Raw genomic sequence first — 24887 nt, 5'->3', positions numbered from 1 at the left:
AATACAAAATAAAAACACCGCCTTATTGCGGTGTTTTTATTCACAGCGAGTAGGAAGGATGAATTTATGGATATCAAATATAGTGTTTGCCCTCATGACTGCCCTGATACATGCGCGTGGAAGGTGGAATTATCAGAGGGGAAAATTGTGAAAATCATGGGTGATCCGTCACAGCCTATTACACAAGGGGTTATATGCGAAAAGGCAAAATACTATGCTGAACGAGTTTATGGACCGGATCGAATACTCTACCCAATGAAAAGGAGCGGGCCTAAAGGAAGCGGCCAATTTACACGAATCACTTGGGAGGAAGCATTTGATGAAATTGTTCAGACTTGGCGAAAGCTAATAGAAAAACATGGCCCTGAATGTATATTGCCGTACTCTTATGCCGGTACTGAAGGTATTATTAATAAGGCGAGCATGGATCGCAGGTTCTTTTACCGTTTGGGTTCAACACAGCTTGAAAGAACGATTTGTTCCTCTGCAGGTTCTGCAGGTTATCAAATGGCCTATGGTGCGTCCAAGGGGGTTAATCCCTTTGAAACAGTTAGGGCAAGATTCCTTCTTTTCTGGGGAATCAATGTTCTTGAAACAAATTTGCACCAGGCCATGCTAGCGAACCGTGCCCGCCGAAATGGGGCGAAAATAGTTGTTATTGATGTCCATCGGAATAAAACGGCAGAATGGGCAGATGAGTTTTATCAAATTTTGCCGGGTTCTGACGGCGCTTTAGCCCTTGGTTTAGCTCATGTTATCGTAAAAGAACAATTGCATGATTCGGCATGGATTAAAGATCATGTTTACGGATTTGAAAAATTTAAGGAAGAAATTAAAAATTATCCTCCGGAGCGAGTTGCAGAAATCACAGGCTTAACTGTAGAGCAGATTAAAACATTAGCTCATGAATATGCAATGGCGCAGCCCAGCTTCATTCGAATCGGGAATGGCTTCCAACATCATGATAATGGCGGAATGGCGACATGGGCTGTTGCCTGTTTGCCGGCTCTTACAGGGGCTTGGCAGCTTAAAGGTGGAGGACTCATAAAATTTAACTCTGGCTATTTCCCTCTGAATAAAGAGGAAGTAGAACGTCCTGATCTATTGAAGACTTTCCCTCGAGTGGTAAATATGAACCAATTAGGAAGGGTATTAACCGAATTAACCCCTCCGATTTACTCGCTTTTTGTTTATAATAGCAACCCAGCGGCTATAGCTCCAGAGCAGAAATTAGTGCTCGAAGGATTGTCACGTGAAGATCTCTTTACAGTGGTTCACGAACAGGTGTGGACTGACACTGCACGCTGGGCGGACCTTGTTTTGCCGGCGACAACGCATTTGGAGCATTCCGACCTTTATGTGAGTTATTGGCATGGAATACTGCAATGGGCTGATCCGGTTATTCCTTGTCTTGGTGAAAGTAAACCCAATATTGAAGTGTTTAAAGAACTGGCACAATATATGGGCTTTCAGGATAAGTGCTTTTTTGAAACGACGGAGGAAATTGCCGGCAATGCTTTAAATACACCAGCTTTTCGAAAGCAAAATATTACCCTAGAGCGTTTAAAAGCAGAACGTTTTATCCAAGTAGAAATGGAGGAATTCCCTTTTGTAACAGAAAAACTAAATACTAAAAGCGGACAGATCGAGCTATTTTCCGAAAAGGCACAATCAATGGGATTATCACCGGTTCCATCGTATATACCGTTGCAAGAAGGTCCTGCATCAAAAGATATAAAATATCCTTTGACTTTAATTTCACCGCCGCATCATCTTATCCTTAATTCAACCTTTGCACAGCTTGAAAGTATCCAAAAAAAATGGGAAGGCCCCCGATTAGAAATTCATCCTGATGATGCAAAACTACGCGGAATCCAAGATGGGGATCTGGTTGAAGTTTATAATGCTCGGGGAAAATGCAAATTAATTGCAGCTGTTCGCGACAGTGTCTTGCCAGGGGTGGTTGTTTCTCTTGGTGTATGGTGGCTGAGCTATTATTCTCAAGGTTATGGAATCAATACTTTGACGCCTGGCCGTTTAGCGGATATGGGAAATGGAGCAACATTTTTCTCGAACCAGGTAGAGGTTAGAGCTGATCATGAATAAATCAAATTCAACAAATTCGTTTTTTCGCGTATTTCCGGCACTGACTCATGCTCCATTTCGGTGGTTTTGGGGCGGTCAGATTATTTCTATGGTTGGAACATGGACCCAAAATATTGGCCAGGCTTGGCTTGTTTTACAATTGACAAACTCTCCATTTCTTTTGGGACTTGTTTCGGCGATGCAATTTCTTCCGATGCTTATATTTTCACTGCATGCGGGAGCTTGGATTGATCGAATGCCTAAGCGTCGGATTATCATTCTTACCCAGACCGCACTGATGATACTGGCTTTTATTTTAGCGATTCTCATTGGAACAGGTTTAATTCAATACTGGATGCTGCTCATTTTAGCATTTTGTCTGGGAGTAGTGAATACAGTTGATGTACCGGCACGCCAATCATTTGTTATTGAGTTAGCGGGCAGGAAAGACTTATCCAATGCAATTGCCTTGAATTCTGCAGTCTTTAATGGAGCACGAATCGTTGGTCCGGCAATTGCTGGAATTATTATGGGAGCATGGGGACCTACCTGGTGTTTTCTGATTAATGGCTTAAGTTTTTTAGGTGTAATCGCAATATTAATTTTTTTGCCGGTTATTCCTCAAGGAAGCATATCTGCTTCCAGGCAAGGAAAAGTATGGCCGGAAATTAAAGAAGGCTTAGCATATATTCGAAAGACACCGGCAATTTTATTAAGTATTATAATGCTGGGATTTTTGAGCGCAGTTGCCATGAACTTTAATGTTCTAGTCCCGGTTCTTGCCAAAATGGAACTCAATCAGCAAGCATTGGGTTATGGTGTGCTAATGAGTTCCATGGGTTTTGGAGCTCTGATTGGAGCTTTAACCGTTGCCATGCGAGGCGCAAGCAAACCCCAATGGAGGACGCTGTTTACGGGAGCAATTGGTCTTGCCGTATTTTCAATTTTATTAGGTTTGCAGTCAAAATATTGGGCGGCAGCCGTTATGCTTGCCTTTATGGGGTGGTCCATGATCACATTTTCGGCCTCGGTTAACTCCCTTATTCAATTGACAGTGGCCAACGGGTTTAGAGGCAGGGTCATGAGTGTTTATTCTCTGGTCTTTGGTGGAATAAGCCCGATCGGAAGCTTCTATGCAGGAAGTTTAGCTCATCTTTGGGGCGCAAGGGCAACATTCATTTTTAGTGGGATTTTATCTGTAATCTTTCTTTTAGGAATTATTGCTTTAATAAAATGCCGAAGGAGTGGTCGATATGTTGATCGGCATAATTTCTGATACTCATCTTCGTCGCGGACAGACTCTCCCGGCTAAGGCGTGGGAAGAATTATCTAAAGTTGATCTCATATTACATGCTGGGGATATTACTAATCAAAATCTCTTGGATGATTTATCATCTTTAGCAAAGGTTGAGGCAGTGCAAGGAAATTGTGATGGTTGGGAACTTAACGGCCTCCCTGAAAAAAAGATCCTTGAATGTGAAGGAAAAAGAATCGGTTTAACTCATGGTGCCTATGGGAAAGGCAAGAATACGCCGGAGAGAGCTTTTTTGGCTTTTGAAAAGGGGACAGTTGATGCAATTGTTTTTGGACATAGTCATTCTCCTTTTTTAGAGTGGAGAGAGGGGATTCTTTTGTTTAACCCGGGCTCGGCTACAGATAAACGGCGTGAACTTAAATATTCCATGGGTTTGCTTAAAATTGAAAGTTCAAAAATTATGGCTGAACATATATTTTTTTAAAACAGTATTGAGAGCGAAGCTATGAAATATCGACGAAATAAAGTCAAAAGAGAACATGGAATCATCCATGATGCATTGACATGGTTGGAGGAGTTAGGTCAATGCGCGGACGTATCGGATATAATACCCGGCGTAATTGAAGTGAGTCGTTCTCCTGAAAAGGGTATTGTATATAAATATCAAACCCAGACGGGCTGTAAATTGCTCATTAAAAGCAACGGTTCGATCCAGGAAGCTTTTGTCGTAACAAAGAATCCGGATAGTGTAAAAAAGTGGGTTGAGCATCGTTTTCCGGTTTTAGTGAAAAGTGAGCAACAGCACCCTCGTCGAGAAAATACAAGTGAATTACAAGCAAAAGCAAAGAAAAACGGAACAACAAAAAAATCAAGCCAACATTCATTCGATCGTTATATGAGCTGGCAGGAAAACGATCTGCAATCAGGAAATATAAACCCTGCAAACTTGGGACAACTTTTAAACTTGAATACCCGGCAAGCGTTGCGTGCTCTGCAAAAAGAATTAGATCCGAAACATCGTCGTAAATAAAAGACTAAAACGTTTTTAACTACGTTTTAGCCTTTTTATTTAAAAGATTTAAATTTTATTAAGTACTTCGCTTTTAAGCATTAAGTATTTTTGAATTTTTAAGTGAAAGCTGCTTTCGTGCCAACGTTTCAGCTACACGCTCACTATTTCCTAGGGTCAGTCCATTGAGTCGCCATTCACGAAAAGTTTGCCAAAATTGCTGTTCTGATATTCGTCGGGTATAACGTTCCGATTCCTCGTCAAAAGGCCAGTATACATCCACCCAAAGTGTACCTTTATTACTTAAAACCAGAACAAAATGGATTAGTTCCGGACTTGGAGAGTCTGCGTCGCGCATGAGGATATGCGTCCGACCACTCGGAAAATCAGTTCGATTATAAATTAGCTTCATCACAATCCTCCTTTAGTCATACTCGTAAGTTCACTAGCGATATAAGTATAGCATGCAATAATGAAAAAGACGATTCTATTTCAAACTGATCTCTTTTGATAACATAGCATATGCTCTAAATTCAAAGAAGTTATTAGAAAAGAATAAAATAGTATCTTAAGGATAAAATAAGATGGAATTTAATGTAGGGAGGCATAAGCATGCTCACTGTTATACACACATTTAACGGACCGGATCAAGATCGACTTTTAGCGGATATTCGCACGGGTCTTAACACAGTTGAACATGTGGATGGATTTAAATTTGCATCCATTAATCAGCAAACGAATACGGATGATATTTTAGTTTTTTCGAAATGGAAAGATAGCAGTTCATTTAATAACTGGGTGCAATCTATCGGAGAAAATAAAGCGTTTAAACAGTCAACCCCCCAAATGTTTGAAGTTTTGGAAGAGAAGTATTAAGAGAATTGAACGGAGAAGGGAGATTCGTTTTGGTGAATCTTCCTTTTATTATATAGATTATATATTTTTAGAAAATACTTTTACATATACTCTTTGATAATAAAAAATATTTAGAAAATTTAAAATAGTAATGAGCTTATTGAAATCTTTCATGCCCGGTGCGGATTGCACATTGTAACATTGGAGAATTCAGATGAAAATGCCAATTAAGAGTATATGAAAGAGGCTGTCATTCGACAGTCTCTTTCATTCTTTACCTATTCAAATGCTGCAATCCGGAGCATATTTAAGAATTCATCAAAAGCAGGCTTTAAACTTGGATCAGGTATTCCTTGCAGAATAAGCGTATCATTAAGAATAACACGTCCTTGGTGAGGGCCTTCTACCTCAATTTCTATTGAATTAAGATCGAGGTCGCGCGATTGATTATCTATGGTTAGCGTAAAAATTCTACTTTGGGGAAATGAGGCTCGAAGCATAACCGTAGATTGTGGAAGTGCAGAGGCCTTAGGAGGATTTTCTGAGGTATGCAGGTCACTAAGAACAAAAGTAGCTTCCATAAGCAGTTTTTGCATAACTACCATATTGGAATTCCAACTGAGTTTTACAGGGAAGTTTTGACTTTCCCCTTTGGGAGAAATAACAACGATAGAATAGCTATCATCTTGTTTTAGTCCAGTTTTTGCAGAACAACCCGGTATTAAAAGGAGTATAATCAGCGTAAGTACAGCCCAGTGTAAAACTTTATGTTTAGTTTTCAAAGGATTACCCTTCTTCCTTAAACGTGTAAACACAAATAATATTAATTCGTGTTCTAAACACTAAATCCTCCTGGATAAAATAAAATTTATTGCATTTTCTTTTCGAATGCATGAATTCATGCGTCCGTTGATTCCGAAAAGGAAACTGTGTACAATGACAGAAGGAAAAGGGGTGGGTTATGTTCACCGAAAAGATTGTAGTCTTAGATCTGGAGACAACTGGTCTTGATACAGAATATGATGAAATCATTGAATATGCTGCATGGTGCATTGATAATAATAAAGATCCTGTAGTCCAAAATTTCTTAGTTAAGCCTACTCGTACGATACCTCCTAAAGTTCTGAAATTAACAGGGATAGATGAGTCCGAACTTCAAAATGCAGCACCTTTGCTCGAGCACCGGGAGGAAATCATTCAATTCTTGGACGGAGCAACTCTTGTTGGTCATAACCTTCGATTTGACCTTCATTTTTTGGAACGATTACTAGGAATTAAGTTTCGACAAATGCGTTGGGATACATTAAAATTAGCTCAAATTTTTTTCCCCAGCATGCGGCAATTCCGGTTATCAGATTTGGTAAAGAAGCTAGACTTAGGGTTGAACGAACCTTTCCATAGAGCTCAAGCAGATTCCTGGGCAACGTGGAAACTATTTCAAGCATGTTGGTTGAAGGGAATAGAATTAGATCTTGGATTTTATAAACATGCTATCCCTTTGTTGGAAGGCACAAATGAACAGAGCTTTTTTAAAGCTCTGGAAAAGGAAATCAGTCGAAAGTTCCCGGAACGCTCAATCCGTACAGACCTGATTCTTGCTTCTAGAGAAGAGGGGATTTTTCATCAAGAACAGACGACTGAGGGGGTTCCTGACTCGGAAGATTGGATTAGAGATTGCTTCGCTTCAGGAGGCCTTTTAGAGCGTAAACTTATGGGTTATGAAAGTCGACCGGGCCAAGTTCAAATGGCTCAAGGGGTTTCTTCTGCTTTTCAAGCGGGCCAGAATCTTGTTGTTGAAGCAGGTACGGGAACAGGAAAATCATATGCTTATTTAATTCCCGCTTTATGGTGGGCGCGAAAAACCGGGAAAAAGGTTGTCGTAGCGACACATACAATTCCTCTGCAAGAACAGCTTTATCAGAAGGATTTACCCGTTTTAAATAATATTTTGCCATTTTCTTTTCATGGTGCACTGCTTAAAGGAAAGGGCAACTATCTTTGTTTAAAAAAATGGTTATCACTGCAGTCCTATCCACAAGAATTATCTGAACAGGAACGGCTCGCTGCTGCAAGCATCATGGTTTGGATAAGCGAAACCTATACCGGAGATTTGCAGGAAATAGCTCAAATTTATGGCGTTTCTCGAATCTGGCCAAATATTAGTGCCGAAAATGAAAGCTGTATACCTCAGAAATGTCCGGAATCGGGGAATTGCTTTATGCTCAGAGCACGGCATAAAGCTGAAGAGGCCGATATTATCGTAGTTAACCATTCTTTATTACTTGCAGATGTAAAAGCCGATCACAATGTTATCCCAGAATATCATGAGTTAATTATCGATGAAGCTCATCATCTTCACCAGGCGGCTTTGGAACAGCTTGGCCAAGAAGTATGCCAAGAGCAGATTGTCAGAGCCCTTGAACAAGTTTATCGTCCGATAGGTTCAAGTCTTTACGGAAGTATAAAAGGGCGGCAAGCCTATTGGGTACAGTTAATGCCGCTTGGAGTCTGGGAAAGCTTTCAGGTTTATTGGACAGAAATGCCGGCTGCATGCAATGCTATCACGGAACAAGCTGAAGAACTTTTTGCAAGTTTAAAACAAATCCTTGGTTTAAATCAATCCGTACGGATTACTCTAAGTTCTGCGGAGGAGACATGGTGGCCATTTTTTGCAACTCAAGTAGAAAATTTAATCAGTCGCTTAAAAACACTGAAGCAGTTCTTAAGTGGAATGCTTCAAGCAATAAGTAATCAAGAAATTGATGAATTAACTGATTTAGGTTACGAAATTTCTGCTCGAATTCGCGATAATGAACTTCTTCAGCAGTGTTTTGAATTATTTCTTCAAATCGAGGATCCGGCACGCGTGAATTGGATAGAGATAAGTGGTCAAAGAATATATATCAAAACTTCACCTGTAGATGTAAGCCATCTTCTTCGTGAAAAATTATTTGACACTTTGGAAGCCGCAATATTAACATCAGCGACAATTGGCATTGCGGGTTCTTTTGCTCATTATTTAGCAGAAGTAGGACTACCACCTCAGACGATGACTTTGAATGTTCAATCGCCCTTTAATTATGCTGAGCAAATGCAGCTTTTGATTGTGAAAGATTTAATGGATCAACAAAAATCGGGGCTTTTTAGAATGGATGAAGTAATACGATTTATTTCAGAAGTTGGGATTCGTATGAAGGGTCGTACTTTAGTTTTACTGACTTCTCACCTGAGCTTAAGGCAAATGGAAGAACCCCTGAGAAATTTGCTTGAGCCAGCGGGCATTGAGGTCTTAGCACAAGGAAAAAGTAAAAGCAGAGCGGCAATCCTTGCTGAATTTCAAGAAAATCCTAAAGCGGTTTTATTAGGTGCTAACAGCTTCTGGGAAGGTATAGATATTCCGGGAGAAGGATTATCGTGTGTTATTTTAGTAAAGCTTCCTTTTTGGCCTCCTAATATGCCCCTCATTGCAGCTCGATCTGAGTATATGGAACAGCAAGGAAAGAATCCCTTTCAAGATTTTTTATTGCCTGAAGCTGTCATTCGCTTTAAACAAGGGTTTGGACGTCTTATCCGCTCTAAATCCGATCGAGGAGTTGTAATTCTATTAGATTCAAGGGTTATTGCTAAAAAATACGGAAAAGTTTTTTTGAGTTCTTTGCCGCTTTCTACACATGTTCGTGACAATCATGATCGGATTTTAACAAGGCTTGATCGTTGGCTAGCAACTTAAGAGCCGAGAGAAGAGCTTTTCTAAATCTATTAAAGGTGATAAACTAAAGGAAATGCATAAAGGGAGGTCATATTTTACATAAAATTTCCTGCTTCTCGTTAGGGGAGCTATATCTTCTTGCTTTAATTTATTATTTATATTAAAAAAACCTGAATGAGAAATACTAGTTGATACTTAGACCTTAGTTTCTCCGGCTAAAAGTATGGCCAAGGATATAGAAAGAGTTTTTGAAGAATAGTTCTTTAAAGGTGAGAGTACAAGAATTGTTATTTTAGTTAGTGCTGGAGATAAATTTTGTGGCGGAGAGACTATCGTTGGGAGAGTGATTTCTGTTGAATAATAATAACCCTATTAATGTTCGTATTATTCCAAGCCTTTTTACCTTATCTAATCTTTTATTTGGATTTATTTCGCTTTTATTGACTATGGATGGCAAGTTTAAGTTGGCAGCAGGCCTTATTATTTTATCTGCTTTAATGGACAGCATGGACGGAAAGGTTGCTAGAAAATTATCCGTGAGTTCAGACTTTGGAAAAGAATTGGATTCTTTAAGTGATTTAGTCTCTTTTGGGGTAGCTCCGGCAATTTTAACCTACCAATCAATGTTGCAAGCCCAATTGGGATATTGGGGTATAATTCTGGCTTCCATATTTGCTCTCTGTGGTGCCATACGTTTAGCACGCTTTAATGTCCTGAATATCAATACGTATTTTGTGGGTGTACCTATTACCTTTGCAGGCGGTTTTATGGCCTTAATTCAATTATTTCAACATATAATACCTTGGCCTGTTTATGCTGTTTGTATGATAATTCTCGCATTCCTAATGGTTTCTACATTTAAAGTTCCTAAATTGAGTAAGTAAATTGTAAAATAACCTCCTATAAATCAGGCGAACCCCGTATCAAAGAATGTACGGGGTTCGCTTTTTTATACATCATTTTATACACTATTTTGAACGATTGTTTTTTCACCCCTTCAGGATTTAGGGCATATAGTATGGCACGAAAGTAGTTGTAAGCTTAGGGGGATTGTTCAATGGATAATCAAAACGTCAATTGGGCAAACATTGGATTACGAATGGTGCAGGGGTTAACAACAACGATTGATGCTGTTCGTCAGCTTGATGCTCAGGAAGCATCATTAGTCATGCGGTTATTAGGTAAAACCTGTACTAAAATGATGAAAGACGGAGTCGGACATCAATTCGGTATTGCGTTAATTGAAACGAGTGCACAGCTAGCGTTAAAGGAAGTCCTTGTTGTCGAAGATGTTCTTAAAATTATCAGTTCTATTATTGGCCGTCTATATTTTACGGCGAGTACGGAAGAAGAAAAACAATTGGTAGCTCAACTTGAAGAAGCTGTTAAGAATTACCAGAGCATTTCATAACGCATTACCTTCTTCCCCAGCATAAACTAGGATGGCAATAGGGAAAAGAGGTGAGCAAAATGAAAGTTTATTATGTAAAGCTGCCCGAGTTTGTTTTAAACTTTTTGCGTAAGGTTTTTAATTAATTCTATTTGAAAAAATTTTTTACTTAGAGATGACATGAAATCAGCTTTTCCTCCTATAAATATAATAAAGACAAGCAAGGAGGGTAAGTATGCGTCATAGTCGATATCTCTGGTTCGTCATGATTATCATGAGTTGTTTGGTCACCATTATTGCCTGGAAATCTCCGCAGAATGTTGTCAGTGCAATGGCCCAACCCCAGTTTGCTGATTCACCGCGAGTTGTAGTTCAACGTTTTTGGGATTGTCTTGATACTCGGCAATTGGGCTTGGTTGATCAGTTTCTTTCCGGCAAAGAAATGAGTCCAACGGGAAAACACGAAATTGAAAACTGGAAGAGTCTTGTAGAAAAGAATCCCTTGCTTTCGCTGCAAAAACTTGAGTTTTTGAGTTCTTCATCTCCACAATCTATTCTCATCCGTGTCTCATGGACTTCGCCGCTGAAGGAAAATGTTACGGCAACGTATGCTATGGAAACCCAATCAACATCCTCCGGATGGAAGATCAGCCAGATTCAAAAATTTTCTCCACAATCTATGGTCAATTTACCTTAATCCATTAAACGCGCTAAGCGCGTTTTTTCTTTGTTTTTAAGTTATGAATATTTGAAGTGTGTTTTGACCACAATGAAAAAAAACACAGAACAATGTGTTACAGGTCACATTTGTATGCGATAGAGTATGCTAAACTTAGTAAAAATGAAAAAGGGAGGTTGACATATGGCTGACCCATCAAAAGAAAATATTGAATACGAATGTGAACAATGCGGAACAACGAGTGAACTCACACCAATAATTACCTATGTATATCAAGGTGAAGAAAGACATATTTGCACGCACTGTCTTCCTACGCTTATTCATGGCTAAGAGGTGAACTAGATGAATTTTACATTAGATACGAAATTAAAGGATATTATGGCAGCCAATCCGAAAACCGTGGATGTGATGCAGGATATGGGGCTTCATTGCTTAGGCTGTCCGTTTTCGATCAATGAAACCTTACAAAACGCTGCACAAATGCATAACCTTGATGCGGGAGAACTGCTTGAAAAGATAAATTCTGTTGAACAGGGTGAGATGTCAGCTCAGGCTGCAGCAAATGCACAACCTGTAGGGGCGATTTTACAAGCAGATAAACAGACCTATGCTATTGCACCACATATCCCTGCTGGCGTTGCCACACCGGAAATACTTCGCAAGATAGCAGATGTCGCCGAAAAATATAATGCACCAGCTATTAAGGTTACATCTGCACAAAGGATTGCAATTGTGGGCTTAAAGCCGGAAGACATTCCAAAAGCGTGGGAGGATCTGGGGATGGATCCGGGCTATGCTATAGGACTTTGTGTTCGAAGCGTAAAAGTATGTCCTGGAAGTACGTTTTGTAAGCGCGGCTTGCAAGAAACTTTAGGGATTGGAATGGAATTAGATAAACGTTATCATGGAATGGCGATGCCTTCAAAATTTAAGATTGGGGTAGCGGGCTGCCCTAATAAATGCACTGATTCTGCGAATGTTGACTTGGGATTGATGGGTACAAGTAAGGGTTATCATCTTTATGTTGGTGGTAACGGCGGAGTGAAACCGCGACAGGGAAACCTTCTGTTGGAAAATTTGCAAAAAGATCAACTTATTCCAGTTATTGATGCTGTCGTTGAATATTACAAAAAAACGGCTAAACAAAATGAAAGGTTAGGGCGGCTTATTGACCGTATTGGCCTAGAAAATTTACGGGAACACGCAAATCGAGCACTTAATGTCTAAGGCATACAAAAAGCAGGGGGAAACCCCTGCTTTTTGTATGCTGATTATCCTACATGAATAGCATCGACTGGACAAGAATCTGCAGCTTCTTGAGCAGTAGCTTCGACTTCACTGGGTACGGGATTTACATAAGCAGCAGCTAGTCCATCATCCTCCATTTGAAAAACTTCAGGACAGATTGAGGAACAAGCCCCGCACCCGATACAGGTGTCCTTATCGACAGAAGCCTTCATTCAGCAAACCTCCTTAATTATAATCATGCTTTAGTCTATCCGAGCCTGAAAAGGATATACCCATCTGATGAAATATGTGATAAAAATAAGAGTAAGAAGTATTTTAAATGTCTTTTAAAGGAGTAATGAAGAAGATGAATGATTTAAACTACCAAATCCGTAAGGCAAATGAAAATGATTTAAACAGAATCACAGAGATATATAATTGGGCTGTGCAGAATACCGTTGCGACGTTTGATTTGGAAAATCGAACGGAAGAAAAGGCTCAAGAGTGGTTCTCGCTTCATCAGGATCCTTACTATCCGTTGTTTATTGCAGAAATACACAACGAAATCATAGGCTGGGCGAGTATTTCACCATTTCATCCGCGCCCAGCATATAAAGCCAGTGGAGAGTTCTCAATCTACATTGCACCGGAATTTCAGAAACAGGGTCTCGGTAAGAGATTTTTGGCAACTCTTTGTGATACAGCTCAACAATTGGGATATCATACTCTTTTAGGACTTATAACGGGAACAAATGCACCAAGTCTATCAGTAGCCGAGAAGCTGGGATTTAAGGAAGCTGGTCGATATCAAGAAATTGGACAAAAATTCGGTAAAATTCTTGATGTCGTAGTGGTTCAAAAGATATTTGCATAAGCGATAAGTCATTAATTTTTTCTTAATCTTGAGTTAATTCATGGAATTTCCTTAAGATACCAAACTTGATAAAATAAATGGATAAAAATGGTATAATTTTATGAACTAAATTTTTTAATGATAATTACCATAAATGCGTATTTTCCTAGAGAAATTCGAATTATCATCGAGAACACTGTCTTACTTATTTTTTACGATTTCGACATCCCAGATAACTTATAATGAGGACACCGGAAAGATGAGAGGTCATTGACGATAATTCAGTTATTTATGTCCGGAAAATTAACTAAGGACGGGATGATGGTAAAATGGGTAAGAAGATTAAAATTGTTGTCGCAGATGATAATCGAAATTTATGCCAAATGTTGCAGGATTATCTTCACAGTCTTGAGGATCTCCAGGTTATTGGTTTAGCGTATAATGGGGTCGAAGCTTGGGACATGATTCAGGCTCAGGAACCAGATTTAGTTATCTTAGATTTAGTTATGCCTAGCTTAGACGGATTGGGCGTTCTCGAAAGAATCAATGCGCGGAGCACAACACCACGGCCAAAAATCATAATGTTAACTGCATTCGGACAAGAATCATTAACCCACCAGGCTATGATGTTGGGCGTGGATTATTTTATCCTTAAACCTTTTGATTTAGAAGTTCTAGGTAAACGAATTAAAAGCCTTACGCAAGATACTGCGGTATCATCAACTTCTATTCCTTCCTCAGTTTCACCGGTTACCTCAGCAGGAAGCCGCGTGAATTTAGGAGCAGAGGTTACATCAATGATGCACCAAATTGGGATTCCTGCCCATGTCAAAGGATATCAATACATACGCGATGCAATTTTAATGGTGGTTGAAGATGTATCTTTACTCGGTGCCGTAACCAAAGAACTTTATCCTGCGATTGCTAAAAAATATGACACTGCGCCAAGCAGAGTTGAACGCGGAATTCGTCATGCGATAGAATTGGCTTGGGAACGCGGGCATACAGAAACACTTAAACGAATCTTTGGATATTCGATGAATATTGAACGTCAAAAACCGACAAATTCGGAATTTGTAGCTCTTCTTGCAGATAAACTGAGAGTAATGAGTAAGGTGAGTTGATGGTTAATAATACTAGAAAGGATCCTCTTAGGCAAAGGGGATCTTTTTTTGTTCAATTCGCTAGGAATAAGCATTATAAATATGTTATGCTATTCAAGATATATACTGCGGATTACGGGTGAGAAGGTGGAGACGAATGAATGGTCAGAAGAAAAACCAGGGAAAGTTGATCATTATTGAAGCAGGTGATGGGAGCGGTAAAGCGACACAAACTCAGAAACTATATGGAAAACTGAATCAAGAGGGACTTCCTGTGAAAAAAGTGGAATTTCCTAACTATGGCAGCCCTTCTTCAGCACTTGTCAAAATGTATTTAGGGGGAAGCTTCGGCCAAAATCCGAATGATGTCAATCCTTATGTTGCTTCAACATTTTATACCGTCGATCGCTTTGCATCTTTTAAAACGGAGTGGGAAACGTTTTATAGGGAAGGCGGAATTATTCTTGCCGATCGCTATACAACCTCGAACATGGTTCACCAGGCCGCGAAAATTAAAAATATAGACGAGCGAAGCCAATATTTAAATTGGCTTAAAGAATTTGAATATAAAATGTTTAAATTACCAGAACCGGATTTAGTTATTTTTTTAGATATGCCGCCAGAATATAGTCTAAAGCTCATTGAGCTTCGTAGTGAAGCAGCTTCAATTACGAAAGATATTCATGAAAATGCACCGGATTATTTACGAACCTCGTATGAAAATGCGTTAAAAATTGCTCAAACAGAAAACTGGGCAAGAATTAATTGTATTAGAGATGATCAAACCATAAAATCCGTAGAGGAGATTCACCAGGAAGTTTATGCTTTGGTAAAGCCCTTATTAAGGGCTTAAATTATGTTATTCTTGACAAACATGCCCTGTTCAAATAAAATAATAAAGCGGTTCTAATTTAGGCGCTCGTAGCTCAGTGGATAGAGTGACGGTTTCCGAGGCCGGAGGTCGCAGGTTCAAATCCTGCCGGGCGCACCATTGAAAGGATTACCCTGCATTTGACGCAGGGTTTTTTTATTGTATAATTGGTATGTTTAAAATTCTTACGTGTTTCCGTCAATATTCCTAGAAGGTCAACGTTTACCTAAAGGTTACTCTTTTGAGGGAGGATGGGTGCTTATGATGCTTAATAAGCTTAAACTCATATGGAGTCGATCTTCGTGGCTGATGGCAAAGCGAATTCTTGGTATTTTTATTGGTGCGATAATTGTAGCGTTAAGCATAAATTCATTAATCATCCCTAATAAAATTGCTGATGGCGGAGTTACAGGGATTGCAATCATCCTTCATTATCTGGTTAACTGGCCTATAAGTTTAACTATTCTCTTTTTAAATATTCCCTTATTCATTTTGGGTTGGAAAATGGTTGGAAGATCTTTTCTTGTTTACAGTATTTTAGGTGTAAGTGCGCTTTCCTTAGCCTTAGATTTAACAGCAGGTGTACTGCAGCTAACAACAGACTCTCTTCTGGCTTCAATTTTTGGCGGGGTTATTTCAGGAATTGGAATGGGAGTGATTTTCCGTTCACGCGGTTCACTTGGCGGAACAGATATTTTAGCTGTTTTGCTAAGCCGAACAACTCCTTTTAGCGTAGGACAAATTCTCCTTGGAATAGATGCGCTTATTTTTTTAATGGCGGCAATACTTTTTCGCCCGGAAATGGCTATGTATGCCGCAATATATATGTTTATCGCGACAAAAGTTATTGATTTGGTCCAAGAGGGTATGAGCCATTATAAAAGTGTTATGATAATAACCTCGCAGCCTCAGGAAATCGCAGTAGATATTATGGCAAAATTAGATCGAGGGGTAACCTATTTTAATGCGTCAGGGGCCTACTCGGGTGAAACAAAGCGCGTGGTCTATTGCGTTATTTCCAGAACACAATTATCTCAAATTAAAGAGATTATACATAACTGTGATGCTCAGGCATTTGTGGCCATCTCGGAGATACCTGAGGTAGTGGGTGAAGGGTTTTCTTCATGGAAAGGCCATTAATATTTAATAAAGGAGAACGGAAAATTGGTAAGACGTAAGAGAAAATCCAGAAAAATTGTCTTCCTGTTAATTTTTATTTTAGCAATTCTCTTTGCACAACCTGCTTGGCATATATTTCAGCTTCGTTCTGCCCAGGATCGTTTTGATTTATCTCAAGTTAATACTGAACTGACGTGGCTTAAACTTAAGTCCCCCTGGTTAAATAAAATACCCTTGATTCGAGACAGCGCTATTTGGCTTGACTTAAATCAAGGAAAGGATTTATCAGATCAGGATATTTTAATTCAGCAAGATGATAAGCATCGCTTCTGGCTTATGCAAGTAAAGCTTCAAAAAAATAAGATTGATGAGGCGAGCCAAGTCTTAGCCGGAGTTAGTTCTGCTTCGATACAAAATCTGGGTCAAGGATTGATTGACTTAGTTCAAGAGAAATATGATGTATCTTATCAAAAGTTAAATGCGGTTTCAGATTTAAAGCTTTCTAAAGAGGAGAAAATTTTAAAAGCGTTAGCTTTAAGCCATTGCTGCCTGAGTCAAGGTAATGAGGCAGAAGCCCTAAAAGAATGGGATAAAGCGCATAACATGGCTCCCCAACATCCTTTAGTGCTTGAAGAGGAATTTGACTTAGCATTAATCCATACGGATTGGCAAAAAGCTGAACAGCTCGTCTCGCAATTGGAATTATTACCAGGAAACGCAAGTAATTTAAATTTTCAAACTAAAAAAGCACTTCTATGTTTAGCTTTAGGAAAAACCACACAATGGGAAGATATCCTTCAAAATCTTAATGAAACACCTGAAGGAAAACCTTATCAGTCCTATCTTTTAGGTATAAAACTATATCAAGCTGGGGACTGGAAAACATCTCAGGTAAAATTTAAAGAGGCTTTAACGGGTCAGATTTCAGCTGCAGTTCGCCAAGATGCAAATAAAGCTTTAGAACAGGTTAACGAACGGTTAAATGCGGAGGCACAACTTCAGAAGTATTAACGTCCTGCAGGAGCTTTTTCCATAGCATTAAGATTGCTTTCAGGAGGCCATGTACTGGAAGCATTTTTTAATAATTCACTGACTGGAACAAGCTCATATTTTTTATTCCTTAAATTATCAATGACAACGGGAAGCGCTTTGATCGTATCAGGGGCTGAATCAGAAGCATGGAATAGAATAATATCGCCGGGGCGTGCACCATGACCATTACGAATACCGTTTAATACATTATTTATTACGGCATCTGGCCCTGGACGTTTCCAATCCAATGAATCTACACTCCATTGAATGACTCGATAGCCGAGTTTTTGCGAGACAGTAATCACTTTATTGTCATATGCTCCATTTGGCGGTCTAAGCAAGGAGATTTTTTGACCGGAGATATTTTCTAAAACTCCTTGCGCTGTAAGAATTTCTTTTTCTAATTCGCTAGGACTTAAAGTGTTTAAATCAACGTGGCGATTTCCATGAGAAGCAATTTCGTGTCCATCTGCAACCATTCTTTTAATAAGTGCTTCATGCTTGCTTGCCCAGGGACTTGATAAAAAGAAGGTGGCATGAATTCCTTTTTGTTTAAGAATATCAAGAATAGGTTCTGCCGTTTGTTCCCCCCAGCTGATATCAAAAGTAAGACCTATTTGTTGATTGGTGACTTGGGCAGAATAGATTGGTTTTAATTTTCCAGAGAATACGGATACAACATTATCTCGGTAAGTAATTAAAACAATAAAAAAAATGGCCCAGAGGATTATATTTCTCCAGGATGGCTTTTTAAAGACGACAAAATGCATTTTCTCATCCCTCCTTCGCTAAAAGATATTCAGGAGGGATGATTAACATGATTAGCATAAAATAAAAGCACCGTAAATCGGTGCTCCTACTATTTTAGTGACTAAAGCGTGAACCAAAAATAAATTTCCATAGATCAAAACGAAACAAAAGTTTGAGAAAAAGATGCAACAGAAAAAATCCAACAATAATAAAGACCGCTATTTTGATCAAGAAAAATGTAATAGCAAAGATCCAGGTAAAAATGCGGCCGAGGATTATCGCTGAAAAATAAAGTGCTAAAATTAAAATAACAATCTTTAGTGTTGTCAACCAAATATTAGAAGACGGAGCGGGACGATATGAATTCAATTACCAACACCCCCTTCGATATCAGATTAGCATATTTCGACTTAAGTGTCTAGATTATAAAGAAAATCGAGTACAAGCTTGTTTTCGCGCCAAAATCCCCAATTCTGCATATGATGGATAAAAGCGGAGGGGATGTTATGGATGAAGATGTTTTAATGGAATGGCGCTCTCTTATGGAGAAAGGCACCGCGTTTCTTGGAGAAGGTAATTACGCGTCTGCCGAAAAAATTTATCTTCGCAGTTTAAAATTAACGGAACAACTATCTGTTTCTGAAATATCCGCTTTTAACATTCGTTTGCTTTCAACATCAAGAATTAAGCAAGGAAAAGTTGATTTAAGTGAAATAGGTTTTCAGGAAGCCCTTGAAATATGTAAGCAAATTGACAATTATAAAGGAATGTCTGAGGCGATGGCAGGTTTAGCTAGTGTTGCAGTTGCCCGGGAAAATTTTAAGGAAGCAGTTTCTTGGTATGAGCAGGCTATTAAAATTTATCCGGGAAGTTCGCCGCGTTTGCGTTTAAGCATGCTTTATAGTGACTTGGGCCAAGTTTACATGGCTGCCGAGAACTGGGCCAAAGCTAAAAGCTCTTTTTTAAAGGCAAGGGAACTTTGTCATAGTTATGGATTTAAAAAAGGAGAAGGGGAATTAAGTATTCTCCTTGGAGAAGTTGCGTATCGACAAAAAGATGTCGATTTGGCCCGCAAAAATTTAATTCATGCAGGTAAGATATTTTCAGAGATTCAAGATGAGGAATCATTCGTAAATGCTATTCAATATTGGGCATTTATCGATTTTGAACTGGGAAATTTAGAAAAGGCACGCGAGTCCTGGCATCGTGTAATTGCCTTACACCTTAGGCTTCAGCAAAAAGAAGAACTTTCGGAGAGCATGTATTTCCTGGCTAAAATTTTACACGATTTAAAGGATATATCGAATGCTATATATTATTTAGAGTTATCCATTGATAATTACCCGGGTAAAGATTTAGGCTTGGCCTTACGCTATGAAACTCTGGCTCAACTTTTAGAATTAAAGCCTGATTATCCTTCCGCACGAGACTATTTAAAAAAGGCTGCAGAAATTCTAGAACAAAATGAGGAGAACCAGAAACTCGGGGAAGCCTATGAAAAAATTGCACTCTATTCTGAGCGTTTGGGTGAAACGGAGGAAGCCCTAATATACCATACGGAATCAAGGAAGTATTTAGAAAGCCATCAACTATTATCCTTAAATATGTCACAACGCCTGGCCCATTATTTTGAAAACCAACGCAGCTATTTATATGCGCTTCAGTATTATTGGGAATGTCTACGAATTGCACGGGAAATAGGAATGGATACATTAGAACTTGAACAAGCCATTCAACGGGTATCCAAAAAAGTTCGAAAAAAATAAAATAAATAGTAAATAGAAAAAAATGGAATGATATTTTTTGAAAATGCTAGGAATACGCATAAATTTCATGTAAAATATGAATATATTGATAGGATTTAACGATTCTCATTTGTTTTATTTGTACATAAATTGGACTAGCTTAGATTAAAAATGCTTTAATATGCCGTCCCTATATTAACAGATTTGTGATTGTTATAGAGTGATTAAAGAGAGGAGAGTTACATGTGAATACAGAGGATCTTCTAATATTAGAATGTTTGGATGATATTTACCTTACTCTGGAGAAGTCACTTAAAAAGATTCAGCACGTAAAATCAATTCATCGGGTTCAACTGGAAAACTGGGCTGAATCGATTCGCAACCACAGGAGAATATTAGAAGAGATTTCTTTACCAGCACGATTTATTGTTGAACAATTGATGAGCAGTCAACTCGTAGCAGGTCAAGTTGCTTTAGAGACAGGCCAAATAAATCAAGGCTTTTCAAGTATTCGAGGGATAAAAGTTGAACAATTTGGTATAATCAAGATAAAGTTAGGAGAATTAGAAGTCACTTGGAGAGACGGAGATTACTCCTACTATTTGTATCCCGATAAAGTTGAATTAAGGGCTATGGACGAAAAATCAGGAGTTAAACTTTCTTTTTCTATTGCTTTCAGTCGGCAGGTAGTAGAAAAATATCAAGATTTACTCATTATGCCGAATATTGCCTATATTCATCCACAGCTTGAAAAATGGCTGAAGAAGGTGGAATAATTGAACAAGCTTGACCAAGGATTAATTCAAGTTTATACCGGCTCAAGCAAAGGTAAGACAACGGCAGCCTTAGGGTTAGCGGTTCGTGCAGTCGGACACGGTTTTAAAGTATACATTATTCAATTTATGAAGGGACAAAATAACGCCGGAGAACTGACTGGAATTCAGCGTTTAGCTCCTGAATGCCGCTTGGAGCATTTTGGAAGCGGTCATTGGGTACATAAAGGCTCTCCTAGCTCAGAGGATATTGAAGAAGCTGAAAAAGCGTTGGTGCGCACTCGCGAAGTTATGCTTTCCGGGCAATGGGATATTATTATTTTGGATGAAATTATTAATGCGGTTTGGTTTGATCTGATTCAGGAGAGCATAGTTCTTCAACTTTTGGACGAAAAACCGCGTCAGGTGGAATTAGTTCTAACGGGAAGAAATGCATCTCAACGTTTAATTGAAAAAGCTCAACTTGTAACGGAAATGGTACAAGTTAAACATCCTTATGAACTCGGGATAAATGCACGCAAAGGGATAGAGTATTAAATAGTTTAAAATGTGATAAGGAGCAAAGGCTATGTTTACTGAAGAAGATGTTTTAAAAGAAGCGCGGGAAAAAGGAGTAAAATTTATTCGTCTTCAATTCACGGATATTTTCGGAGTATTAAAAAATGTTGCTATTACTATTGAGCAGCTTGAAAAAGCTTTACATGGTGAGCTCATGTTTGACGGATCCTCTATTGAAGGATTTGCTCGTATTGAAGAATCAGATATGTATTTGCACCCGGATCCCAATACCTTTGTTGTTTTTCCTTGGCGTCCTACAGACGGATCAGTAGCACGACTAATTTGTGATGTCTATAATCCAGATGGAACTCCTTTTCAGGGCTGCCCGAGGAGTACCTTGAAAAGGGTTATCTCTGAAGCTCAGGATATGGGCTATATATGGAATGTTGGACCGGAATTGGAGTTTTTCTTATTTCAAACGGATTCAGAAGGACGACCTACAACTATAACTCAAGATAAGGCAGGGTATTTTGATTTAACGCCTGTTGATCTTGGGGAAGATGCTAGACGGGATATGGTTCTAGCCCTGGAAAAAATGGGATTTGAAATTGAGGCTTCGCATCATGAAGTTGCTCCGGGACAACACGAAATTGACTTTAAATATTCTGATGCCTTAGATATTGCCGATAAGATTGCAACCTTTCGTTTTGTCGTAAGGACTATTGCGCAAAGGCACGGCTTGCATGCGACCTTTATGCCAAAACCTATTTATGGAATAGCCGGTTCAGGAATGCACACAAATCAATCGCTTTTTAAAGCGGGTCGCAATGCATTTTATGATTCAGAAGGAGATATGCAGTTATCTAAGGTTGCTTTTCAATATATCGCCGGTTTACTGAAACATGCTCGTTCTTTTGCTGCAATTACAAATCCAACGATTAATTCGTATAAGAGACTCGTCGCCGGCTATGAGGCTCCTTGTTATATCGCTTGGTCGGGAAGAAACAGAAGTCCTCTCATTCGAATTCCTGCGAAAAGAGGATCTTCGACACGGGTTGAATTAAGAAGCCCCGACCCATCGAGCAATCCTTATTTAGCTTTAGCAGTTCAGCTTAAAGCTGGACTTGATGGAATTAAAAATCAGTTAACTCCTCCTGTACCCGTTGATCTTAATATTTATGAAATGAGTGCCGAGGAACGTAAGATTCAGGGAATTCAATCTCTTCCGGAGAGTCTTCTGGAAGCAATCAACGAGTTATCTCACGATGAAATAATTCGTGAAGCCCTTGGCCCACACATATTTAGCCGATTTATAGAGACAAAAAAGAACGAATGGCATCGTTATAATGTTGCGGTCCATCCGTGGGAAATTGATGAATATTTACAAATGTATTAAATGCCTTTTGTTATTTTAGGGTCTGTCGTTGACAGACCCATTTTTAATCTAAGCCAAAAAGATTTTGAATTGTGAGAAATTTCTACTGGATTTTATATATTCAATATGTTATTATAATATCGAACTAGAAATCACTTTCACATAAGGTGGTGAGGCAATGTTAGCTATGAGAAATGAACAAAAGTCGTATTCCTTTAAAAAAGTAATTCCCAAATATCAAATCGGTGATCGTGTAGTTACGAACAACTGTCGTTTAGGCACTGTTGTCCGCTTGGATAGGGATGAATTAGGCGAATATATTGTTGTTCATCTTGATGTTTGTTCCGGGGATTACGCTTATGATGCTTGTGATTTAGAAAAAGTTAATTAAAATTATGATAGAATAAAAAATAGTGCAATATGAAAAGCAAAAAACCTTTTGGAGTGATTCTAAAAGGTTTTTTGCTTTTCATATGAATAAAAGGAAACTTACTTCCAAAGGAGGTTCATTCCAAATGGGGTAAGTAACTCTGGACCATGATTTCAAATCATATAAAGTCCGGAACGAACTGTGTCTCATCTTTTTAGACTGGGCATATACTTAATTAAGCCGCTGATTGAGGGGTGCTTAGAAAGGGAGGGCGACAATGGAAGTTGTAGAGTGGTTAAAAAATTATAGGGATAAAGAAGCAGCGCTAACGTGGAATGGTACATTTGCTGACTATTTGGAGATGGTGACAAAGAAGCCACAGTTAGGACTGCATTCCCACGCACGAATTTATGAGATGATTTCTAGCGCGGGTATTGAGGAAGGTAATGGTCAAAAGAGTTATTCCTTTTTTAACAAAGAGCTTTACGGTATGGATAAAACTCTTGAACGACTGGTTGAAGAGTATTTTCATACTGCAGCGAAAAGAATGGATGTTCGAAAAAGAATACTCCTTTTAATGGGTCCTGTAAGTGGAGGTAAGTCAACAATTGTGACCTTGCTTAAAAGAGGTTTAGAGGAGTATACACGAACAGAGGATGGAGCTGTCTATGCTATTGATGGCTGCCCCATGCATGAGGATCCTCTACATCTTTTACCGCTTTCCTTGCGTGAGGAATTTAATCAGCAGTATGGACTCAAAATCGAAGGAAACCTTTGCCCGGTATGTCGTCTAAGAGTTGAGGAAGAGTTTAAAGGGCAAGTTGAAAATGTACCGGTTAAACGAATTGTTTTTTCAGAAGAAGAACGGGTAGGGATCGGAACCTTCACTCCTTCTGATCCAAAATCACAGGATATTGCAGACTTAACCGGAAGTATCGATTTTTCGACCATTACAGAGTTCGGATCTGAATCGGACCCAAGAGCCTATCGATTTGATGGTGAATTAAATAAAGCAAATCGCGGACTTATGGAATTCCAGGAAATGCTTAAAAGCGATGAAAAGTTCCTTTGGAATCTCCTCAGTTTATCTCAAGAGGGAAATTTTAAGGCGGGTCGATTTGCCTTGATTTCTGCGGATGAGCTTATCATTGCTCACACTAATGAGAACGAGTATAAAACGTTTATCAGCAACAAAAAGAATGAGGCTCTGCAATCACGGATTATCGTAATTCCCGTCCCATATAACTTAAAAGTAAGTTCTGAAGTTAAAATTTATGAAAAGCTTATTCGCCAAAGTGATTTGCATGAAGTGCATCTTGCGCCGCATAGCTTGTGGACGGCTTCAGTTTTTAGCATTCTCTCGCGTTTGAAACCTTCAAAGAAGCAAGGTATGGATTTAGTTAAGAAAATGAGACTTTATGACGGAGAAGATGTTGAGGGTTTCAACCAAAAAGATATTAAAGATTTGACGAGTGAGGGTGAAGAACAAGGGGAAGGCATGAGCGGAGTCGATCCCCGCTATGTCATCAATCGGATCTCAACAGCATTGATTCGTGATCATAAATCGTGTATTAACGCTTTAGATATTTTAAGGGCTCTAAAAGACGGATTGTCTCAGCATACTTCAATTACTAAAGAAGAGCGGGAAAATCTTGTAAACATTATCGCTCAAGCGCGCAAAGAGTATGATGAAGTCGCGAAGAAAGAAGTACAAAAAGCCTTTGTCTATGCGTATGAGGAATCCGCAAAATCGCTTTTGAATAATTATCTGGATAATGTGGAAGCCTTTTGCAATTCAAGTAAATTATATGACTCCATTACGGGTGAGGAGCTTGATCCAGATGAGCAGCTCATGCGGAGTATTGAGGAGCAAATTGGGGTATCTGAGAATGCTAAGAAAGCGTTCAGAGAGGAAATCTTAATCCGTATTTCCATCAATGCCAGGAAAGGTAGAACATTCCAATATACTTCTCATGAACGGTTAAGAGAAGCTATCGAGAAAAAGCTGTTTGCTGATTTGAAAGATATTATTAAGGTTACGACATCGGTTACTCACCCTGACCAAGAACAGCTACGTCGAATCAATGATGTTACTGATCGTCTTGTCCAACAACATGGTTATTGCCCCGTCTGCGCTAATGAGATTGTAAAATATGTTGGCTCACTTCTCAACCGCTAAAAGGGAAGGA

Annotated in this window: 26 protein-coding genes and 1 tRNA gene; 23 read left to right on the top strand and 4 right to left on the bottom strand. The window is 39.0% G+C overall.

The window, feature by feature from the left end; translation table 11 throughout:
* The first annotated feature begins 66 nt into the window (after nucleotides 1–66).
* From ACHOLT_RS14750 to ACHOLT_RS14735, 4 genes are read left to right on the top strand one after another with little or no spacing between them, the layout of a single operon-like run.
* Entirely contained in the window at nucleotides 67–2106 is a 2040-nt protein-coding gene (locus ACHOLT_RS14750; RefSeq protein WP_425802100.1) for a molybdopterin-containing oxidoreductase family protein, read from the top strand.
* Complete coding sequence (locus ACHOLT_RS14745; RefSeq protein ID WP_425802097.1) at nucleotides 2099–3361, top strand: MFS transporter; 1263 nt, start codon at nucleotides 2099–2101, stop codon at nucleotides 3359–3361. The genes ACHOLT_RS14750 and ACHOLT_RS14745 overlap by 8 nt, the downstream gene beginning before the upstream one ends.
* Nucleotides 3339–3824, top strand: coding sequence for a metallophosphoesterase family protein (locus tag ACHOLT_RS14740; protein ID WP_425802094.1), 486 nt, complete (start codon nucleotides 3339–3341; stop codon nucleotides 3822–3824). Before ACHOLT_RS14745 ends, ACHOLT_RS14740 begins: the two co-directional genes overlap by 23 nt.
* A 21-nt stretch (nucleotides 3825–3845) precedes the next feature.
* Nucleotides 3846–4370, top strand: coding sequence for a DUF2103 domain-containing protein (locus tag ACHOLT_RS14735; RefSeq protein ID WP_425802091.1), 525 nt, complete (start codon nucleotides 3846–3848; stop codon nucleotides 4368–4370).
* A gap of 73 nt (nucleotides 4371–4443) precedes the next feature.
* Here the strand turns inward: ACHOLT_RS14735 and ACHOLT_RS14730 are convergent, their stop codons facing one another.
* Nucleotides 4444–4761 carry a hypothetical protein gene (locus ACHOLT_RS14730; RefSeq protein WP_425802089.1) on the bottom strand — a complete coding sequence of 106 codons (318 nt, stop codon included), beginning with the start codon at nucleotides 4759–4761 and terminating at the stop codon, nucleotides 4444–4446.
* A 200-nt stretch (nucleotides 4762–4961) separates the two neighbouring features.
* Between ACHOLT_RS14730 and ACHOLT_RS14725 the strand changes: the two genes are divergently transcribed.
* Nucleotides 4962–5225, top strand: a complete 264-nt coding sequence (locus ACHOLT_RS14725; protein ID WP_425802086.1) for an antibiotic biosynthesis monooxygenase — start codon at nucleotides 4962–4964, stop codon at nucleotides 5223–5225.
* A 257-nt stretch (nucleotides 5226–5482) separates the two neighbouring features.
* Here the strand turns inward: ACHOLT_RS14725 and ACHOLT_RS14720 are convergent, their stop codons facing one another.
* Nucleotides 5483–5986, bottom strand: coding sequence for a hypothetical protein (locus tag ACHOLT_RS14720; RefSeq protein ID WP_425802084.1), 504 nt, complete (start codon nucleotides 5984–5986; stop codon nucleotides 5483–5485).
* A gap of 179 nt (nucleotides 5987–6165) precedes the next feature.
* Here ACHOLT_RS14720 and ACHOLT_RS14715 point away from each other — a divergent pair, with 179 nt between their 5' ends.
* The 6 genes from ACHOLT_RS14715 (at nucleotide 6166) to ACHOLT_RS14690 (ending at nucleotide 12209) form a co-directional block, all read left to right on the top strand.
* A complete protein-coding gene (locus ACHOLT_RS14715; RefSeq protein ID WP_425802081.1) occupies nucleotides 6166–8934 on the top strand; it encodes a helicase C-terminal domain-containing protein in 2769 nt (922 codons plus the stop codon).
* A 332-nt stretch (nucleotides 8935–9266) separates the two neighbouring features.
* Nucleotides 9267–9797, top strand: coding sequence for a CDP-diacylglycerol--serine O-phosphatidyltransferase (gene pssA, locus ACHOLT_RS14710; protein ID WP_425802079.1), 531 nt, complete (start codon nucleotides 9267–9269; stop codon nucleotides 9795–9797).
* 173 nt (nucleotides 9798–9970) lie between these two features.
* Nucleotides 9971–10324, top strand: coding sequence for a recombinase (locus tag ACHOLT_RS14705; RefSeq protein ID WP_425802077.1), 354 nt, complete (start codon nucleotides 9971–9973; stop codon nucleotides 10322–10324).
* Between the two features lie 214 nt (nucleotides 10325–10538).
* Complete coding sequence (locus tag ACHOLT_RS14700; protein ID WP_425802075.1) at nucleotides 10539–11000, top strand: hypothetical protein; 462 nt, start codon at nucleotides 10539–10541, stop codon at nucleotides 10998–11000.
* A 165-nt stretch (nucleotides 11001–11165) separates the two neighbouring features.
* Complete coding sequence (locus ACHOLT_RS14695) at nucleotides 11166–11312, top strand: hypothetical protein (RefSeq protein WP_425802073.1); 147 nt, start codon at nucleotides 11166–11168, stop codon at nucleotides 11310–11312.
* Between the two features lie 12 nt (nucleotides 11313–11324).
* A complete protein-coding gene (locus ACHOLT_RS14690; protein WP_425802070.1) occupies nucleotides 11325–12209 on the top strand; it encodes a DUF1858 domain-containing protein in 885 nt (294 codons plus the stop codon).
* Between the two features lie 44 nt (nucleotides 12210–12253).
* Here the strand turns inward: ACHOLT_RS14690 and ACHOLT_RS14685 are convergent, their stop codons facing one another.
* Entirely contained in the window at nucleotides 12254–12442 is a 189-nt protein-coding gene (locus ACHOLT_RS14685; RefSeq protein WP_425802068.1) for a ferredoxin, read from the bottom strand.
* Nucleotides 12443–12576: 134 nt separating this feature from the next.
* Here ACHOLT_RS14685 and ACHOLT_RS14680 point away from each other — a divergent pair, with 134 nt between their 5' ends.
* From ACHOLT_RS14680 to ACHOLT_RS14655, 6 genes are all read left to right on the top strand, one after another.
* The gene (locus tag ACHOLT_RS14680) at nucleotides 12577–13083 is read left to right on the top strand and encodes a GNAT family N-acetyltransferase (protein ID WP_425802065.1); all 507 of its coding nucleotides are present in this window, start codon (nucleotides 12577–12579) and stop codon (nucleotides 13081–13083) included.
* Between the two features lie 308 nt (nucleotides 13084–13391).
* Nucleotides 13392–14186 (top strand): sporulation transcription factor Spo0A, encoded by a 795-nt coding sequence (gene spo0A, locus ACHOLT_RS14675; protein ID WP_425802063.1) that lies wholly within the window; start codon nucleotides 13392–13394, stop codon nucleotides 14184–14186.
* Between the two features lie 136 nt (nucleotides 14187–14322).
* On the top strand, nucleotides 14323–15018 hold the full coding sequence (locus ACHOLT_RS14670; RefSeq protein WP_425802061.1) for a dTMP kinase: 696 nt from the start codon (nucleotides 14323–14325) through the stop codon (nucleotides 15016–15018).
* 62 nt (nucleotides 15019–15080) lie between these two features.
* Nucleotides 15081–15156: transfer RNA gene (locus ACHOLT_RS14665), tRNA-Arg, on the top strand.
* A gap of 141 nt (nucleotides 15157–15297) precedes the next feature.
* A complete protein-coding gene (locus tag ACHOLT_RS14660) occupies nucleotides 15298–16176 on the top strand; it encodes a YitT family protein (protein ID WP_425802059.1) in 879 nt (292 codons plus the stop codon).
* 24 nt (nucleotides 16177–16200) lie between these two features.
* A complete protein-coding gene (locus ACHOLT_RS14655) occupies nucleotides 16201–17166 on the top strand; it encodes a hypothetical protein (protein WP_425802057.1) in 966 nt (321 codons plus the stop codon).
* On the opposite strand, the gene ACHOLT_RS14650 is transcribed toward ACHOLT_RS14655, so the two are convergent.
* Nucleotides 17163–17957: a polysaccharide deacetylase family protein gene (locus ACHOLT_RS14650; RefSeq protein WP_425802055.1), complete on the bottom strand. Its 795-nt coding sequence runs from the start codon at nucleotides 17955–17957 to the stop codon at nucleotides 17163–17165. The two genes, ACHOLT_RS14655 and ACHOLT_RS14650, sit on opposite strands and share 4 nt — an antisense overlap.
* Before the next feature lie 459 nt (nucleotides 17958–18416).
* Here ACHOLT_RS14650 and ACHOLT_RS14645 point away from each other — a divergent pair, with 459 nt between their 5' ends.
* The 6 genes from ACHOLT_RS14645 (at nucleotide 18417) to ACHOLT_RS14620 (ending at nucleotide 24877) form a co-directional block, all read left to right on the top strand.
* Entirely contained in the window at nucleotides 18417–19703 is a 1287-nt protein-coding gene (locus ACHOLT_RS14645) for a tetratricopeptide repeat protein (protein ID WP_425802052.1), read from the top strand.
* A gap of 224 nt (nucleotides 19704–19927) precedes the next feature.
* Complete coding sequence (locus tag ACHOLT_RS14640; RefSeq protein ID WP_425802050.1) at nucleotides 19928–20458, top strand: hypothetical protein; 531 nt, start codon at nucleotides 19928–19930, stop codon at nucleotides 20456–20458.
* A complete protein-coding gene (gene cobO, locus ACHOLT_RS14635; protein WP_425802047.1) occupies nucleotides 20459–20992 on the top strand; it encodes a cob(I)yrinic acid a,c-diamide adenosyltransferase in 534 nt (177 codons plus the stop codon). It begins immediately after the preceding gene.
* A 31-nt stretch (nucleotides 20993–21023) separates the two neighbouring features.
* Entirely contained in the window at nucleotides 21024–22349 is a 1326-nt protein-coding gene (gene glnA / locus ACHOLT_RS14630) for a type I glutamate--ammonia ligase (RefSeq protein ID WP_425802044.1), read from the top strand.
* Nucleotides 22350–22506: 157 nt separating this feature from the next.
* Complete coding sequence (locus tag ACHOLT_RS14625; protein WP_425802041.1) at nucleotides 22507–22719, top strand: hypothetical protein; 213 nt, start codon at nucleotides 22507–22509, stop codon at nucleotides 22717–22719.
* Nucleotides 22720–22975: 256 nt separating this feature from the next.
* On the top strand, nucleotides 22976–24877 hold the full coding sequence (locus tag ACHOLT_RS14620) for a PrkA family serine protein kinase (RefSeq protein ID WP_425802038.1): 1902 nt from the start codon (nucleotides 22976–22978) through the stop codon (nucleotides 24875–24877).
* The last annotated feature ends 10 nt before the right edge of the window (nucleotides 24878–24887 follow it).

The organism is Desulfitobacterium nosdiversum (genome assembly GCF_049860565.1).
Taxonomy (GTDB): Bacteria; Bacillota; Desulfitobacteriia; order Desulfitobacteriales; family Desulfitobacteriaceae; genus Desulfitobacterium_A; species Desulfitobacterium_A nosdiversum.
Note: the sequence above shows the minus strand (reverse complement) of the source record. Positions and strands in the feature narration are given on the sequence as shown.